General features: G+C 27.9%; 16 protein-coding genes. 2 read left to right on the top strand and 14 right to left on the bottom strand.

Features of this window, described 5'->3' with window-relative positions:
* Positions 1–106 precede the first annotated feature (106 nt).
* The 3 genes from IMX26_RS15975 to IMX26_RS15965 form a co-directional block, all read right to left on the bottom strand.
* Complete coding sequence (locus IMX26_RS15975; protein ID WP_195159352.1) at positions 107–955, bottom strand: DUF1385 domain-containing protein; 849 nt, start codon at positions 953–955, stop codon at positions 107–109.
* A 124-nt stretch (positions 956–1,079) separates the two neighbouring features.
* On the bottom strand, positions 1,080–1,871 hold the full coding sequence (locus tag IMX26_RS15970) for a hypothetical protein (protein WP_195159351.1): 792 nt from the start codon (positions 1,869–1,871) through the stop codon (positions 1,080–1,082).
* 1 nt (position 1,872) lies between these two features.
* Positions 1,873–2,769, bottom strand: a complete 897-nt coding sequence (locus tag IMX26_RS15965) for an ABC transporter ATP-binding protein (protein ID WP_195159350.1) — start codon at positions 2,767–2,769, stop codon at positions 1,873–1,875.
* Positions 2,770–2,923: 154 nt separating this feature from the next.
* On the opposite strand from IMX26_RS15965, the gene IMX26_RS15960 reads away from it, so the two are divergent.
* Together IMX26_RS15960 and IMX26_RS15955 are read left to right on the top strand one after the other, a co-directional pair.
* Positions 2,924–3,661 (top strand): LytTR family DNA-binding domain-containing protein, encoded by a 738-nt coding sequence (locus IMX26_RS15960; protein WP_195159349.1) that lies wholly within the window; start codon positions 2,924–2,926, stop codon positions 3,659–3,661.
* Positions 3,654–4,943, top strand: coding sequence for an ATP-binding protein (locus IMX26_RS15955; RefSeq protein ID WP_195159348.1), 1,290 nt, complete (start codon positions 3,654–3,656; stop codon positions 4,941–4,943). Before IMX26_RS15960 ends, IMX26_RS15955 begins: the two co-directional genes overlap by 8 nt.
* Positions 4,944–4,979: 36 nt before the next feature.
* Here IMX26_RS15955 and IMX26_RS15950 read toward each other — a convergent pair whose 3' ends face one another.
* The 11 genes from IMX26_RS15950 to IMX26_RS15900 form a co-directional block, all read right to left on the bottom strand.
* Entirely contained in the window at positions 4,980–5,600 is a 621-nt protein-coding gene (locus IMX26_RS15950) for a hypothetical protein (RefSeq protein ID WP_195159347.1), read from the bottom strand.
* Between the two features lie 54 nt (positions 5,601–5,654).
* Positions 5,655–7,028: a DUF6179 domain-containing protein gene (locus IMX26_RS15945; RefSeq protein WP_195159346.1), complete on the bottom strand. Its 1,374-nt coding sequence runs from the start codon at positions 7,026–7,028 to the stop codon at positions 5,655–5,657.
* On the bottom strand, positions 7,021–7,500 hold the full coding sequence (locus IMX26_RS15940) for a DUF6323 family protein (protein ID WP_195159345.1): 480 nt from the start codon (positions 7,498–7,500) through the stop codon (positions 7,021–7,023). Before IMX26_RS15940 ends, IMX26_RS15945 begins: the two co-directional genes overlap by 8 nt.
* A 281-nt stretch (positions 7,501–7,781) precedes the next feature.
* Complete coding sequence (locus IMX26_RS15935) at positions 7,782–9,347, bottom strand: HAMP domain-containing sensor histidine kinase (protein ID WP_195159344.1); 1,566 nt, start codon at positions 9,345–9,347, stop codon at positions 7,782–7,784.
* 1 nt (position 9,348) lies between these two features.
* The gene (locus tag IMX26_RS15930) at positions 9,349–10,047 is read right to left on the bottom strand and encodes a response regulator transcription factor (protein ID WP_195159343.1); all 699 of its coding nucleotides are present in this window, start codon (positions 10,045–10,047) and stop codon (positions 9,349–9,351) included.
* 153 nt (positions 10,048–10,200) lie between these two features.
* A complete protein-coding gene (locus tag IMX26_RS15925; protein ID WP_195159342.1) occupies positions 10,201–10,794 on the bottom strand; it encodes a hypothetical protein in 594 nt (197 codons plus the stop codon).
* A 119-nt stretch (positions 10,795–10,913) separates the two neighbouring features.
* Positions 10,914–12,281, bottom strand: coding sequence for a DUF2254 domain-containing protein (locus tag IMX26_RS15920; RefSeq protein WP_195159341.1), 1,368 nt, complete (start codon positions 12,279–12,281; stop codon positions 10,914–10,916).
* Positions 12,282–12,371: 90 nt separating this feature from the next.
* Positions 12,372–13,985, bottom strand: coding sequence for an ABC transporter permease subunit (locus IMX26_RS15915; protein ID WP_195159340.1), 1,614 nt, complete (start codon positions 13,983–13,985; stop codon positions 12,372–12,374).
* Between the two features lie 13 nt (positions 13,986–13,998).
* The gene (locus IMX26_RS15910) at positions 13,999–15,384 is read right to left on the bottom strand and encodes an extracellular solute-binding protein (protein WP_195159339.1); all 1,386 of its coding nucleotides are present in this window, start codon (positions 15,382–15,384) and stop codon (positions 13,999–14,001) included.
* Between the two features lie 85 nt (positions 15,385–15,469).
* Complete coding sequence (locus tag IMX26_RS15905) at positions 15,470–16,810, bottom strand: HAMP domain-containing sensor histidine kinase (RefSeq protein ID WP_195159338.1); 1,341 nt, start codon at positions 16,808–16,810, stop codon at positions 15,470–15,472.
* Positions 16,810–17,466: a response regulator transcription factor gene (locus tag IMX26_RS15900; RefSeq protein ID WP_195159337.1), complete on the bottom strand. Its 657-nt coding sequence runs from the start codon at positions 17,464–17,466 to the stop codon at positions 16,810–16,812. Before IMX26_RS15900 ends, IMX26_RS15905 begins: the two co-directional genes overlap by 1 nt.
* Positions 17,467–17,714: the final 248 nt, after the last annotated feature.

Here is a 17,714-nt window from a genome sequence, read left to right as displayed (position 1 = left end):
TTTAATTTTATTTAGTAACTATACCTACATATCCAATAGCTTGTTGCATATGCAGGTTAACAGTAATATAAAACAAAGTATGTTACTTTTATTATTTATCCAGTTACTAAAGTATAGAATTAAAAGCAGCTATGGCAACCTCAATTTGTTCATCATCTGGCTCCTTTGTTGTAAAATACTGAAAACAAATCCCCAATTTATTTACAAACCTTGTTAGCTTATTATTGTACTTATAAACTAGTTTAAACACCTCATATGAAACTCCAGCTACAAGAGGAACAAGCAATAGCCTAATTAAAATATTGATAAATATATTATGCCAACCTGTTACAGAGAATAATAGTATGCTAATGATTATTATTAAAAACAAAAAAGATGTGCCACAACGAACATGTTTTGTACTATATTTTTTTACATTGTTTATGGTTAAAGCATCTTTGTTTTCATAACAATGTATTACCTTATGTTCAGCACCATGGTACATCCATACTCTTTTAATGTCTTTTAAAAATGATGTTAACACTAAGTAGCCGATAAATATACTTAGTTTAATTATTCCCTCTAAGATATTATTTAGTAATACATTATGGGGTATTTTAAATAGGCTCACTATAAGATTAGGCAATAACATAAACAAAGCTATACTAAATAACAAAGACACTGTAACAGTAAGATATAAAAATGTAGTTAATCTACTCTTATTCTTTGCTTGAGTAAAGCTTTCATCTGCCTGTTCAGCTGAATACATTATGGCCTTTACCCCTAACACATTAATATTAAAAAACTCCACCATACCACGTAATATTGGTATTTTTGCGAATTTATTTTTTTTAACTCGTTTCTTGGTAACTTCTATTTCTCCGCTTTGTTTACGAATTGCTATTGAGTAGTTTTGAGGACCTTTAATCATTAAACCTTCTATTAATGCTTGTCCACCATAGTTTATTTTGCTCATGAAACATTACTCCTTGTTAGTTTACTTTAATTTTTAAAAATAGAATAGCTAATAAAATTATAAATACTATAATTAAACCAGTAACAACTGGATATTGATCATTTCTTTTCATTTTTTACCCCTTTTAGATGTCCTGTTTATTAAAACTATTTAAACCTATTATTAAACAAATAATAATAATGGCTATAGGTATTGCAAATGTTTTTAAATAGTCACTTACATTATTCAACAAAATAAGTTGAGAGTTTTTTACATACAGACCGTTAAACTTAAGTATTTGGGTCATTAAACAGTTATTTGATATTGTTTGTAAAAAAGGAGAAACAGCATCTTTTAAATAACCACAAATAAGAAAATCTCCAAATACTAAGCAAAAAGTAGTAACAACACTTGGGGCAGTTTTACGAATAAACATAACTAAGGTTAGAACAATTGAACTATAGGCTACTAAATATATAAAATTATAAATCACTGCCAATAATGACCTAATTAATTGATTGTATAATCCGATATTAGCTATGGGAGTTTTTTTAAGAAAACAGGCTGTGTAAAATACTATTAAGAAGACTAGGTAAAACTGTAGCAAGCTAAAAAATATTACTTTTACTTCTGTTATTAATTTACCAATATAATAGTTTGTTCTACTTATGCCCGCAGCTATAACATTTTTTATGGTACCAAATTCAAAACCCTCGCAGGCATAAAAACAGGTGTGCAAAGGTATTATAAAGTATAAAAACATTGACATTGAAACAATTAATTTTATTGGCTCAGCAAGATTTTTCATAGTATAATTACTTCCTGAAACGCTCCATAATGCTAGTAATACACTTGATATTAGCAAGATGAGTTTTATTATTACCATTGAACTATCATTCTTAATGTAGAATGTTTGAGATTGTAAAAAATGCTTCATATTATTGCTCCTGTATTAGATTTAAGTAATAGTTTTCCAAACTTTTTGCTCTTGTGTTAATACTCAATATTTGTAAGTTATTGTTTAGTAGGGTTGTTATCACACTCTCTAGTTGAACCACATTTTCATAAAAACAAATACTGTTTCTAGATTTAAAAACATGCGGTAGGTTAAGTATTTGTAATGCTAAATCTATATTATTTACAGTTAAACATATTTGCTTTGGGCTATTTTTACTTATTTCATTTGTAGATATTTCTTTTAATAACTTTCCTTTATGTATAAAACCATAATGTGTTGCTAAAAGCTCAAGCTCTCCTAAAATATGACTCGAAACTAAAATAGTCACTCCTTGCTCAGCTAATTGTTTTAGCACCTGTCTTACTTCAACAATACCTTGTGGATCTAAGCCATTAATAGGCTCGTCTAACACTAAAAAACAAGGATCATTAATTAAAGCCACAGCTAATGCTAAACGTTGTTTCATTCCTAACGAATAATTCTCAACTTTTTTATTACCAACATTACTCAAATTGACTTTTAGTAGTACTTTATTTATGACCTCTGTATTACTTATATTGTGTAATTTACAATGAAACATTAGGTTTTTATAGGCACTAAACTCTGGATATAATGCAGGTATTTCTATTAAATAGCCAATTTTTTTACGCACCTTATTTAGCTCTGCTTTGTTAGATTTACCAAATATCTCAAAGCTTCCACTTGTTGCATTAACTAAGTTAGCAATTATTTTCATTAACGTAGATTTTCCTGCCCCATTTTCACCTATTAATCCATATATCTGGGCTGGCTTTATAGCCATGTTAATGTTATTTAAGACAAGTTCATTATTGTATTGTTTGCAAAGATTAGTGGTCTTAAAAATATAATTAATCATTAATCTCCCCCCTTTCATAATTTTATATTATTAGTAGCTATGTAAAATTAGTATTGTTAAAATTAAGCACTTTATTGCTTTTTTTAAAGGATAGTAAGAAGTTAAGTAATGATATAATAGATATGATTAATGTAGATATTGAGAGGAATTTTTTATGATACATATAGCTATATGTGACGATAGTATCGCGGATATAGAAATAATAGAAAAATACTTAAAAAAACTAGAATTGAGCTTTAAAGTAAGCTTTAAAATCAGTGTTTTTTACTCTGGAATTAAGTTTTGTGATGCACTTAATAATAACTGTTATTTTGATATAGTTTTAATGGATATTGAAATGGATAATATTGACGGAATTAGGGCGGGTTACTGCTTGAGGTCTTTTGAAGATAATGATTTTGTACATTTATTATATATCTCTAACCATGAAACTTTTTTTCGAGAGTTGCTCGAGCTACAACCTACTGGCTTTATAAATAAACCACTAAATGAACAGGTTTTTAATAAAAAGCTTTGTAGTGTTATTAGTAGAGTAATAAAACGAAAAAATAGTGGTAAATCTAAGATGTTATCAATTAGTTTAAAAGCAAGAGAGCTATTAATACCCTTTAATGAGATAATTTATTTTGAAAGTAAAGTACGAACAATTAATTTAGTAACTACTACAAACAAAATTAGTTATTATGGAAAGTTAAAAGACCAGCTAAGTAAACTACCAACTACTGATTTTATAAGAACTCATCAATCATATATTATTAATTTTAGTTATGTGAGGGCAATTGAGAAGAACCAAATAACCCTCACAAATAATAATCTAATACCTATAAGTAATAAATATAGCAATGATGTGAAAAAAAAATATTTTGAGTTTAGGAGGAACTACTTTGTATAATATATTTGTTGAAGATATTTTTTATGTTTCAACTTATCCTATTATTGCTAGTCTTATTCATTACTTTTTTACTAATTGTTTAGGCTGTAGACTTAAAAGTAAGTTTAGGATTTTTATGGTTTATAGTATTTATTGCCTAATAAACTCAGTAATTTATTTTAGTGACTACCTTAGTAACTATTACTCTTTTGTAAACTTATTATTAGTAGTAGCTTTATTACATTTTTACAAAGGTAGTTATAAAAATAAACTTAGTGCCACAGTTTTTATAATAGCTATTGCATTATTGAGTGATGTTTTAGTAAAATCACTTTTAGTAGCTATATGGAATAATTTAGATTCTACTAATTATATAATAAGCTTGTTTGTTTCTAAATTTGTAATGCTAATTTTAACCCATGTAGCTGTACAATTATGTACGTCCTACAAAGCAAATGTAGACAACTTAACAAAGTGGTATTGGTTATTTTTAGTTTTATGGCCTATTTTAAGTTTCATTAGCATTCTTACTTTTCACAAACTCTACCCTATAGGCAATTTTCCTTGGCTATATCCCCTACTTACTTTACTGTTATTGTTTACAAACTTTTTCATTTTCATTTTATGTGATAAAGTCTTAAGGATAAAATTAGTTGAAAACCAAAAATTTTTACTTGAAAAACAAATTAACTACTATAAAAACCAATATCATCTAGCTCTTAGTAGTCAAAGAGAAAGTCAAAGATTTCGTCATGATTTTAAAAATATTCTAGTAGGTTTATATGCTAAAATTACCACCGGAGAGCTAAATAGTAGTAAAGAAATGTTAAATAATATGTTAAGTGAGTTTAACTCTAGTAAAATAAACTGTAATAGTGGTAACATTGTAATTGACTCAATTATTAATTATAAACAATCAATAGCTAATAATATTAAAATGAATATAGATGTGCGTGTACCAACCTCTATAAATTTTAATGCATTAGACATAAGTGTTATATTAGGTAATATCTTAGATAATGCTATTGAAGCATGTAAGTACAATGACCTAAAAAATAAATTCATAAACATTAAAATTCACTATTTAAATGAAAGTTTGTTTATCTATATTAAAAACCCCTATAGTTCTAAAATTAAAACTAATTTTAGAGGAGAAATTTTATCTAGTAAACTGGGTTACAATGCCACAGGCTTAGGACTAAAGAGTGTTAAAGATACGATAAATAAGCTTAATGGAATTTTTAACATTGACTATAAGAATAAGTATTTTAGCATAGAAGTTATTCTGTTTAATACTGAATAAATCAGTCAGCAACTAATATTATAGGTAAGTAGCTAACTACGGTTTTTGCAAATTATACTTAATAGCTATATGGTCAGCTGATTCTTTTAATTCACAATAACTTTTATTTGATCCTAAGTTCATAATATCTTCGTTATTTTCTGCTGAGCTATAATAATCTTTAATTGCTACTGCAACAAAACAAAAATACATATGCCTTATTTCAAACTGTTGACTTTCTTGGCACATTCCTTTAAACCAGTCTTCTTGTTTGTCTTCTTCTTCAAAAATGCTAGGCCTCCATAGGGCTAAATCTATTGCTGGAAATACATATGAATAACCTAAATTTATATCATTACTGTTATATTCATAATACTTAGTTATTTGGGGTATTAAATCTTTTGCTTTTGTGTTAAAAATATCAATGCCTTTAAACAGAGTTGGATATAAATCCTTGTTACTATCATCTCGAGCAAGCTCTATATAAATTGCTTCACCTTGTTCGTTATACTCAACTTCAAAAAACGGAGCACTGACTATATCATTATTAACTTTTTTGTTTGAATAGTGAGTTTTTATGATGTTCTTAATTTGCAATTCAGTTAATCCTAGTTTTATTCTACCAATACCTTCATAAGGTATTACTTGTATATTTTCAATTGATTTTAGTTTGCTCATGCTGTACTCCTTATAATAGTAATAATTCAATTATAACAAATCATAAGTAATAACCTAAATATCATAGCTTGTATCTTTAAGTGTTTTTGTTAGTTTAGTAATAGTTCGTTGTGTCTCTATAGATAGCTCTCTTATATAATTAATTAAAGCTTGTTGCAGAATTTGTTCCGCCTCATTAAGTTCTCTCATTCCGTTTACTTTGTTTAAATTGTTTCTTTTTATTAATATAGCTAATTCTGTCTCAGATAAAATTGATAATACCTGTTTTACTTCATTTAGTTTAAAATATGCGTTAAGTAAAATATCTTGCAGGTCTTTTAAAGACTTAACGTTATCTTTTATTAACTGCACTTTATCGTTTATTAACTGGCATCGCAAAATTTCCTTTAACAGATCTTGAAATTTAGTTGTACTCAGTGTTATGTTATCTTCAAATACCATAACACTGTGGTTTTCTTGATACATTTGTACAAAGACCTCATTAAGGGTTTTAGTTAATAAAGAGTTTTTTACATAAACAGTTATGTTTTTAAGGCTTTTAAAAAGATAGTTTATTAAATCTTGATTTTTAATGTTTAGACTTACTATAAGCTTTTCACATGCTTGCTTAAGATAAAATTCAATTTTTAGATAGTTCTGCTTACTTAGCATTTGCTCAATAAAAATAACCTCATCTTTAAGTAGTTTTAAACTTAAAATATTTTTGTTTAGTAAACTACATGCTAAGGCATTTGTTAACACTTGTTCATAAATGTTTAGTAATAAATCTTGATAGTCTTCTCTATAGCCCTTTAGTAAATTATGAATTACTTGGGCTTCAAAGTAGCTACAAAACTCATTTTCAATTATGATGTTTTGCAGGTACTTAATTATAAACTCTACTCCTACATACTCAAAAACATGGTTACTTAATTGATAATCAATTGAGGCAGGTATGTGGTGAGCAGCAAACTCATAATCGTATTGTTTAAAAAAAAGGCCAATGCCGTTATTACTTAGAGTAGCATTATAGGTGTAGTTAGGTGTTGTTATACGGTTTTTCATGGCTAGCTTATAAAACTGCTTTGCAACAGCAAACTTATTATATGTTTGTTGTTTTCCCTTTTCATGTAACTTCTCTAATGCCTTATTACGTAAAGCCTGTAAAGCTAATTCAGTACTTGCTAATGATTTTAAATATACTCCAATAACATACATGTTTGATTGCATAATTTCTGAGGCGTTGTCTACACTAATTGAGGTGCTTTGCAAACCAGTATATTTATTACACTGTTTTGCTAAAATGATATAACTTTGTTGTTTAAGACTTTGCAACTCTGTTTGTGATAACAAATTATTTGTAGCTGCCTGATATATAAGTGACAAAAAATAGTTGTTTTCTTTAAGCAGTTCTTCGTTTACATACTGTAAAGTAATACTTTTACTCATAATACTCTAGCTCCTCATTATCACAGACATAATATAAATCTCTACCATGTTTAAGATTGTCTAACATTAATGCTAACGCTTTTGACTTTAATAACTCTAAGCTACCATGACATTTTCCATTAAAGCTAAATTTCATAAACTCCATAAGTTCTTCATCACTCAGTTCATCATTACACTCATTTTTATAGTAATAAAATATTTGAGTTAGCTCTAAAATTACATCTACATAATTGAGTTTATTAATAAAAACTGAATCACAAAAACTGTAAATTAAAGACTCTGTAATCCCACCTTTAAATTCTAACCTGCCATTTATTTTGAGTGCATCTACCCTGTTTTGAGCTAATATTAAAGCATCTTGTTTAGTTAATTGCAGACCATATTGTTGTGTTATAGTATTACATTTGAGTAGCTTGTTAACATCTTGTTTTGTTATAATTATTATAGGTATATTGCTAAAATTAAATGACATAAAAACACCTCTTTAAAAAATAATTCCGTAAAACCTCTTGACAAATGTATTATTTTATGTTATTATGAAAGTTGACATAATATATTGAATAAGCATTATAGCACTAAAATATAATAAGTGTCAACAAGGGTATTCTGTGCTCTTGTTTTTTTGTGTATATATAAGCAAAAGGTAGATTATAGCTAGGGCTATATTCTACCTTTTTATATTAGTTTCAGATCAATATAAAACTATGCTTAATGCTTATACTCTTATTAAAATAGGGATCAGTCGTTGATATCCTATTTTTTAAATCTTGGCATGTTAATAACAAACTGAGTTTTATATTTATTTTTATTATTCACAACTAAATCAATAGTACCATTATGTGCTTCTATTATCTTTTTAGAAATTGCTAATCCTAATCCAGAGCCATGTTTTGCACCTCTACTATCATCGCCAACCACAAAGGGCTCAAAAATATGATCTGCAATGTCTTCAGCTATTCCTACTCCATTGTCTGCTATTGTAATTTGGTAACTGTTTCTATGCCATGCTAGCTGTACCATTATAGTAGTACCACTAGGATTATATTCTAGGGCATTATTCAAAATATTTTCTATACTTCTGTTAAACTGAAAAACATCTACCTTGCTTTTGCTTTGTTGCTCTGGAATATTTACCTTTAATATAAAACCACACTCAACTATATGTTGGTAGTTCGTAGCTAATATATTACGAAGTACTATACTTAAGTCATTTGGCTTTAAATCCATTTTAAAGTCAGGGTGATCCATTTTACTATAATCGTGAAATAGGTTTATTAAGTTTGTTAGGTTTTGAGTTTTATCGTTAATAATATTAAAATATTTTTGATATTCACTTTCTTTAACTTTACCATCAGCTAACGCCTTAGTATAACCTTTTATTGAGGTAATTGGCGTTTTTAAATCATGCGAAATATCCACTAGTATTCTTTGTTTTTCTTTAGCTAATTGTTTATTTTTAAGCTCTGAATCACGTAACTTTAACACCATATCATTAAAGGTATTGCCAATATTCACAATTTCATTTGGTCCTTTATAGTTAATAGGGGTTTTTAGCTCGCCTTTTGAGTATGAAAGCATAGCATTATTAAGCTCAACTAATGGTCTTTTTACTTTTCTGCTAAGCAAAACCATAAATAGTACTACACAGATAAGATAACTAACAATAAAAATAATTGGGAACAGAGTGAGATGTTTTAAATCTGAATTACCCATTATGTCTATAGCACTGCCCATATTAATAATCATGGTGTATTCTTTATTGTCTTTAGTATTAAAGGTATACTTATATACTTTACTTTCACCCAAATTATCTAGTTGCTCTTGAGTATAGGACTGTTTAAAATTTGTGTATTTACCACCTGAGTCTATTACTGTTAAGCTTTTATCTAGTAATAAAAACCACTTATCACTTTTGCTAGTTTGGGAGTCATTAACTATTAGTATTTTTTTTTGATTATTATCATCATAAAATTCTTCAATTGTAGTTATAGCATTAAAATAATTTAGATGACTAATACTCTCTATATCAGCTACTGTATAAACACTATTACTATCTTTAGGATAAACAACTTGTAAATTTTCATCTAGTATTTCTAAACTTCCATCTCTACCTGCTATCTCTTCAATATTTATTTTATTAAACTGTTTTTGAAAAAGTATGTTCTCATGTTTTTCAATGCCCACGTGTGGTAGGTTTATAGCCTTTACAGCCATGTAAATGGCCAAGATGGTCAGTAATAAAAAAATAGCTAATACTACTACTGTTCGGATAATATACTCTAAAACAAGGTGAAAAAAGAAACTGCCCGTTTTTTTCATTTTAGTTCTTTTCAACTTTGTAACCTAACCCTCTTATGGTTTTAATATACTTAGGATTTTTAGAGCTATCACCCAACTTATTCCTTAAGTTTGAGATATGAGCCATTAAAGTATTATTATCTGTCTCAAAATACTCACCAATAACATGCTCATATATTTGAGATTTAGTATAAACTCTACCTGCATTTTTTATTAGTAATTGTAAAATTCTAAACTCTATAGGTGTTAAGATAATATCTTTTTCACTTCTAGTGACTGTAAATGAATCAGAGTTAATCACTAAATCACCATAATGGGTTATACTTGATTTATTACTATCAGATCTTGTACCAAGGTTATAAAACCTACGTAAAACTGCATTAACTCTAGCCACTACCTCTAAAGGGTTAAAAGGTTTAGTTATATAATCATCTGCACCTAAATTCAGACCTAATACTTTATCTTCATCAAGATTTTTAGCGGACAAGATAATTATAGGAACATTGTTTTGCTGTCGAATTTTTTTGGTTAACTCTAAGCCATTAAGCTTAGGCATCATTATATCTAAAATTGCTAAGTTCACCTTATTTAAAATAACATAATTATAAGCATCTAAGCCATTTGTAACTGATACCACTTCTGTATTTTCATTTTCAAGATATAACTTAAGTATTTTTACAATATCTAAGTCATCTTCAGCTAATAAAATCTTATATTTCATAGTTATACTCCTTAATAAGCATATTACTTTATAACTACCTACTATAGATATTATCACACAAAACATTATATTAAATAATAAAAAACTTAAGATTTCTTAAGCTTTTTAAACAAGATTAATTTAGTTAACTTTATAAAAATATGCAATAATATGCTAAATGTTAGTTTTAGGAAATTGAAGGCTCATGTTGGCAATAGCAAAGTTAATCATATCTTCTTCGGCAAAGCTATTATTGCCATAAAAAAAGGCAGGATTGCCCTCTAGTCTATTTATTATAAATAGAATAAAAAAGTTTAAATCACTAATATTTATGGTGTAGGTATATAGAGGTAAAATTGCATTGCCATTAGAAACAACTAATGATATAGATGGGATAAAGTTAAAATCAAATTGGGGGGCTTTTTTTAAGGCCTGATGAATAAAGGTATTGGTAATATTATCATTGTGAATAACACAATTTTTGTCGTATTTTATTACCTTGCTTTCGATTTGCTCAATAAATAAACCTATAATATAAGTACCTAACCCAATTTGTAAGTTCGCAAAAGCAGAGTGTAAATGTAAAACAGACTGATTACGGGTTTCACTGGTTTGCTCTTTAGGTGTTGTACTTATAAAGTAGAAAAGCCTATTTTCATTACGATAAATAAGCTCACCATCTTTAATTAAAGGATTGGAGTTATTTAAAAATTTGCTACAAGGTGGTACATTTGCCCCTTCGAATTGTGTACAATCAATTTTTTTCATACAAACACCCCAAGTATGTATCTCTTATATCTTATGAAAAATATCAGTTTTCTGTTCTTGGTAAGCTTGATAAAAATAAAAAAGATTACACTTAATATAATAAATCATTAAGTTTTCAACTAACTTAATATTATTTGTTTTTTCTTTGTCTCCATTAATAAACCACTAGGATTTCGATTAGTTTCTAAAGCTAATTGATATATTTTATCGTTTAAATGATCTATATCTAAATCCATTAATTTAGTGCTATCTAGGCTCTGGATTACGTAAGTTCCAAACTCCCATATTTGATTTTTTATTGCCTTACTATTGCCTTTAGCTATTGTGGTTAAGGCCTCTATTATTGCTATATTTACAAATAAATCTGAGGCACCATAAAGTCTTATTTGGTAAAAGCTTTGATAAAGCAATTTTACAAATGGGGTGTTCTCTACTATTAATATGGCTTGTTCTTCTTCATTTAAATAAAATTTATTATCTAATCGCTCCCCTATTCTACCCAATAAATAGCCTAGATTCTTTATACAATAAATTGCGGTGCTTGGGTCATTTACCCCAGGAGATAATGCTCTAACCCCAATCTCAACCATTTTTTTAAGACCCAATTCTACATCATCGTATTTATTGGTTTCATCACCAATAAGAATAGACTTTAATAAATACTCAACATTAGCATCAAGATTAGCAGTAAAGTTGGCATCAGCATTATATATGCTTATTAAAACCGTTCCTTCTAATACATGCTCCCCTATTTTTTTCTCACAATTTATAATTACATTTTTTTCTTTGGCAAACTCAAAAAGTCTTTGTTCATAATAGAGTTGAATAAAACCAGAGGCTGGACTCTCTATGGCTATGGGGTCGGTTTTAATGGTTTCTTCAAAACCTGCTGGCTGAACACTTGTTATACCATTGTCTGCCTCATTAATCTCAAATTTACGCTCTATTAAAGCTAAATTTTCATCAACTAAAGCCTGTATAAATAGATTAACCTGAATAGACTTAGATACATCATTAATAAAGTATATAAAAACAAAAATACAAAAAACTGCAGCAACTACTCCAATAGCAGGAGATAAAACCAAAGCCCCTACCTGTGAGCTTTTCATAAAGAATAATGAGACAATAGAAAAGATAAATACCCCACTAAAGTAGCCTAAAGTTTGCAAAGTAGACTTTTTTTCTAAAAAGTCTTGCATTGCTCTTGGAGAAAGCTGAGAGCCATACAGTGTTAGTACTACTAACATGGTTGAGAAGGTTATGGTTATCATTGTTAACAGGGCACCAATAAGTGTGGAAAATATCGTTCTACCTAACTCAATCCCAGTTACAAAAAAAACTGGAAATTCAATAGTGACTTGCTGTATAAATACATAATCTATATACGATATTATAAAGGAGAACAGTAAAGAAAAAATACTATACATAACAGGTATGTAGTATATTTTTTTCTTTATATTAAATACATTAAAGAATTTTTTAAACATAGTTAATCCTTTCGTAAAGTCACTATTTTAATGTTTGTTTAATAATACCATATGGGTGAAATTATTTTAAGCATTTTAAGCTAGATATTGTTAGATAATTATTAGTAATACAAAGATAAGTATAATTGGAGCCATATATAGAGTTGAGGTAGCAAAAAAGGCGGTATTATTACTATTTGCCATTGTACTCAAGTAAACGGATAATGGTAATGACTGTTGGTTCTTGATAAAAATTATGGCCTCATCAACAGTATTCCAATATTCTGCAAACACTATAAATATTAATAATAAAATATACTTTTTTATATTGGGCAAAACTACTTTAAATAGTACTTGATATTCATTTGCACCACAGCTTAAAGCTGCCTCAATTAACTGCTCGTTAATTGATTTAAGAGCATAACTAATAATAAAGATTGATAAGGGATTAAAGATAGCTGGTAGTATTATAGCAAGATAATTATTACTAAGCCCCATTTTATTTGTTATTAAAAAAGTAGGTAAGATTAATACCATTTTTGGTAATAACATAATTATGATATAGACAGTAAAGATATTATTGATAAATTTATGTTTAAACCTCATAAAAGCATATGCCGTAAATATGGCCAATAACGCTGTAAATATTACGATAGGTAGGCTAATAATAATTGAGTTAAAATACATTTTTAATAATAGTCTGTTACTAAAAAACTCTTGATACTGTTTTAAAGAAAAAACAATTGTTTTACTTATTGGTTTAAAGGAATTAACTATAGTATATATAATTGGTAGTAGCAAAACTGAAATAACTACAATAACTACAAATATAACCCACAGCCTTTTACGGGCTGTTTTATAGTTTTTACCTTGGTTTTTGTAATATAACTTGCTACTTACTTGTTTTTGTTTATACAATAAAACAACTAATAAACTAAAAACTACTATAAACAATACAATAGCTGAACTAGTTAGTTTTGCTATATTTAAGTTAAGATACTGGTTATATATAAAGTGTTGTAACATGTATATATGTTTAACAGGATAAGAACCATATAATAAATATATTTCCTTAAATATATTTATTGAATTTACAACTGAAACTATTAAAGCAATAATAATTGAAGGCAAAGCATAAACCAACTGCACATGTTTAAAACACTGCCATTTATTGGCGCCTTGGCTTTGGGCCACTTCAAAATATACTTGAGGTATTTTTTTTAAACCAGAATACAGTATTAAGGTAATTAGTCCTGTATTTTTCCACAGGTATATTACTACCACTACCACAAAAGCCCACTTACTATTTATCCAGTCTAGTGAATGTAAACCACAATAATTCAATATTATGTTTATAACACCATTTGCTTTAAAGAGATTTTGCCAAAATAAAATTAGGGCTCCAGATGGTAAAAAATAAGGAACCACTAGTAATAAGCAAATAACTTTGCTTTTACTAAAGTATTTGTTAAAAAAAATAGCCAATAAAAATGCTAAAGACATTACTAATAGTACTGCTATTATGATAAACACTACTGTATTTTTTAGAGCTAATAAAAAAAAGGGGTTTTTAATTATTGTTATAAAGTTAGCTAAAGCAACAAAATCTTTTTTACTATTAGTTAAAGCATAATAAATGTTAAAAATAAAAGGCACTATGTAAAAACTTATTACTCCAAAAATACTCAGCTTTAAAATACCAGTTAGAATCTTAGGTTTTTTCATTCTATCACCCAAATTATTCGTTTAAATAAATGAGTACTTTATTCTGAATAAGCTCAGCTAATTTTTCAGGGCTTAATATTTGGTTTTTATAATACAAATCTAAATCTTGTTTAACTAAAGCCCATAACTCAAAATCTGCTGATATTTTATTTCGCTGTTCGTTCCACTTATTTATTATTTTTAGGGTCTGTTCAAGTGCAGTTTCGGTATTAGGTACTATTTTAACTGAGTGTTGCTTTAAATCCTTTAAATCCATTTTAATAAAAGTCTTAAAAAAATTATAAAAGTTGGCTTTATTAATAGGCATAAAGCCATTATAATCGTAAAACCGATCCATTAAATTTTGCTCATTAATATTTTTTTGCTCAATGCAAAATTTTAAAAAATGCCAAGCTAGCTCTTTGTTTTGAGAGCTTTTAGGAATAGCATATACTGCCTGAGCAGAATTAAAACAGGCATCTCCTTTACTTGAATAAAACGGAACTGGCTGTGTTACATATTGATACTCTATTAATAAGTTGTGCGCATCTACAACATTTAAATCTGTTTTAGAAAATAAAAATCTATTTTTAATATATGAGTCATCACCAGCACTTACCCGGTTCATTTTCCAGCTATCTTCTACTTTAAGTGAGCTAGTACGTTTTAAATAGTTAATAAAATCTGAATCTGTGAAATTTGCTGTACCATTTTCAAAACTAAAAAAGTCAGCTATTTCGTATTTAAAAAATATATTTTTGGCTAACCCTGGCATTAGTACGATAGGACTATTAGGGTTTTGATTTTGGTAAAGATCATATATATCTAACATATTTTTAAGGCAAATATTAGGGTAGTTATTTATTTTTAAATCTAAGGTATTAAATACTACTTTATTGATAAACACCATGTCATAATAAAATGCTAAAGGTAAGGTATAAAGTCCTTTTTTGTATTCCATAGCTTTAAATATATTGGTGTAATAATCTTGTTTACTAAATGCTTTATCATTATCCATAAACTGATATAGATTGCACAGCAAATTGCTTTTAGCATATTTATAATAAGATAAATCTGCTACATCTACTAAATCTCCAGCCATACCACTCATTAACTCAGTTGAAATTCTTTTGGCATACATCTCTAGGGTCTCGTAGTTTTCTTCAGTTAGGTTTTCGATATTATCAAACCCTGGAATTCTAATTTTTACATTTGGGTGAAGCTCCATAAACGCTAACGCCCGTTGTAACATATAACCATCAAAATAGGTGTTAATAGTTAACTCACCGCTTAGCTCTTCATTATTATTGAGGTTTAAATTAAGCTGTGAATCTGCTAAATCTATCTGTTCTTTTTGGCAGGCACTTAGTAACATAATTAATATTAATCCTACTGCATATACTCTGTTTAGTTTTTTCATTTTATTTATCCTTTTTTTAAACTAAAACAACCCTTTGCTAAGTGAATTTTAGCAAAGAGTTGTTTCTAAGTTGTATCATTAATATTTAATTATTTGCCAATGGTAAGGTAAAGCTTACTGTAGTTTGTTGGCCGATTTTGCTCTTAATTATTAGTTTACTGCCATGTAACTTAAGGATTCTATTGCATAGGCTTAAACCTAAACCAGAACCACCCTTGTTATGAGAGCGAGATTTATCTACCATGTAAAATGGCTCAGTAAGGTGTTTGATATGCTTCTGTTTTATGCCACAACCGTTATCATTTATTGTTATTTTATAACTATTTTTTTGCACTTTACCTGTAAGCTCTATACAACTAGCACCTGCGTTTAATGCATTAACATACAGATTATTAATTACACATTCAATTAGTATTTTATCAGCAATAATCAAAGCTTCAGCTAACTTATGATTTTTAATAGTAAGGTTTAGTTTATTAGTACTTATTGAATTAATGTTTAAGTTTTCGTTTTGAAGACTCATTAAATCTAAAAGCTTCATAGCCAAGGTGTTTAAACGGTTACTCTCGTTATAAATATAGTTTGCAGCTTTTATATATACTTGGGGTTCTGTTTGCTGGATTCGTAATAAATCAGCATAACCCATAATCGAAGTCATTGGTGTTTTTAGCTCATGAGTAAAGTTTTGTACAAACTCATCTTTAGCTTTATTTACTTGTTTTAAATCAGCAATCTTTTGCTCTATTTTAGTAGCCATTTTATTAAAGCTATTTGCCAATTTTCCAATTTCATCTTTGTTATAAATTTTAACTCTATCTTCATAATGACCATTGGCTATTTTTTCACTTGTTTTAGTTAATTGTTTTAGTGGCTTTGTAATTATGCTAGAAAATATTTTAGTAACTATTGCAGACATTACAATGACTAATATACTTAGTTTAATAAAAAATAGATAGGCTTTTTTTCTTTGTACATAAACATCCGAAACATCATAAATATTGCTTATAAATATATCTGTATTATTTACAACTAAAGGGCTAGTTACAAGCAATAGATTTTTATTTTGGTGTTTGAAAAAAAGCTGTTTAGAACCGCTTTGAATTTGCTTTTTGATTAAGGTGGGGTTATTAAACTGTAGTGATGAAAACAGTTGCTCTTTTTCATTAAATAATGATATTGCTCTAATACTACCTACCTCAACCACAATACTCATTAGCTGTTGTTCAGTAAGTGGTTTTTTTAAACTAGCGTTTGCTATTTTATTTTGCATTAATTGACGTTGATCTATATGAGCCTGCATATATTGCTGACTAACTTTATTTATACTGTAATTAAACTGAAAATTGATTAAAACTAAACCACCAATAGTAAAAACAATAATAATAAGCAGTGTTATGCTTATTGTTAATTTTGTTGAGAATTTCATTATTTTGACTCTAGCATATAACCCAGTTTATATACTGTTTTAATTTGCTTATTCCAGTTTAATTTTTTTCGCAGTCTTTGAATATGTAAATCTATAGTTCGAGTATTGTCACACCACTCTTTTTCCCATATTTTTTCATAGAGTTTTTCACGATATAACAAGATATTTTTATTTTCAGCTAATGTTAGCAACAAATCAAACTCTTTTACAGTGAGGTTTATTTGCTTATTATTTTGCATAACCGTGCGGCCAGCTAGATTGATAGTAATATTATCAATCTCTAACAGATTACAGGCTTTACCTGTTCTACGTAAAACCGATTGTACTCTGGCTATAAGTTCTTCTATTGCAAAGGGTTTAGTTAAATAGTCATCTGCTCCTAAATTAAAACCTTTTAATTTATCTGCTAAACTTGCTTTGGCTGTAATAAAAATTACAGCTATCTTTAGAGGTTTAATAAACTGCATTAGCTCATAGCCATTAATCTCTGGAAGCATGATATCTAACAATATTAAATCATAATTATACTGCTCTATTAAGTCGGCGGCTTTATCGCCACTAAGAGCTTTGGTACATTTATAGCCTAAGTTTGATAAGCTTATTTCTATTAAATCTGCAATAGCAATATTATCTTCAACAATTAGTACTTTAATCATAATAAAATCCTTAAGTATACTTACTTTAATATTAATTGTATCAGTTAATTTATATTTTAGCTATTAAGGAATTTTAAAACAGCTTATTTGAATTTACCTTACATAAAAAAGGGGCTGTCTAATTAGTGAGAACAAAAATACTAATGTGATAGTATATTTACCACAAAGATTTCTATATTTTCTAGCAAAACAAATTAATTTATAGACATAAATTTTGAAAAACCAAAAGTACAACTTGAAATTTAGTA

It is taken from the genome of Clostridium sp. 'deep sea' (assembly GCF_014931565.1).
Taxonomy (GTDB): Bacteria; Bacillota; UBA994; order PWPR01; family PWPR01.
The sequence above is the reverse complement of the archived record's forward strand: the minus strand, read 5'-3'. Positions and strand labels throughout refer to the sequence as shown.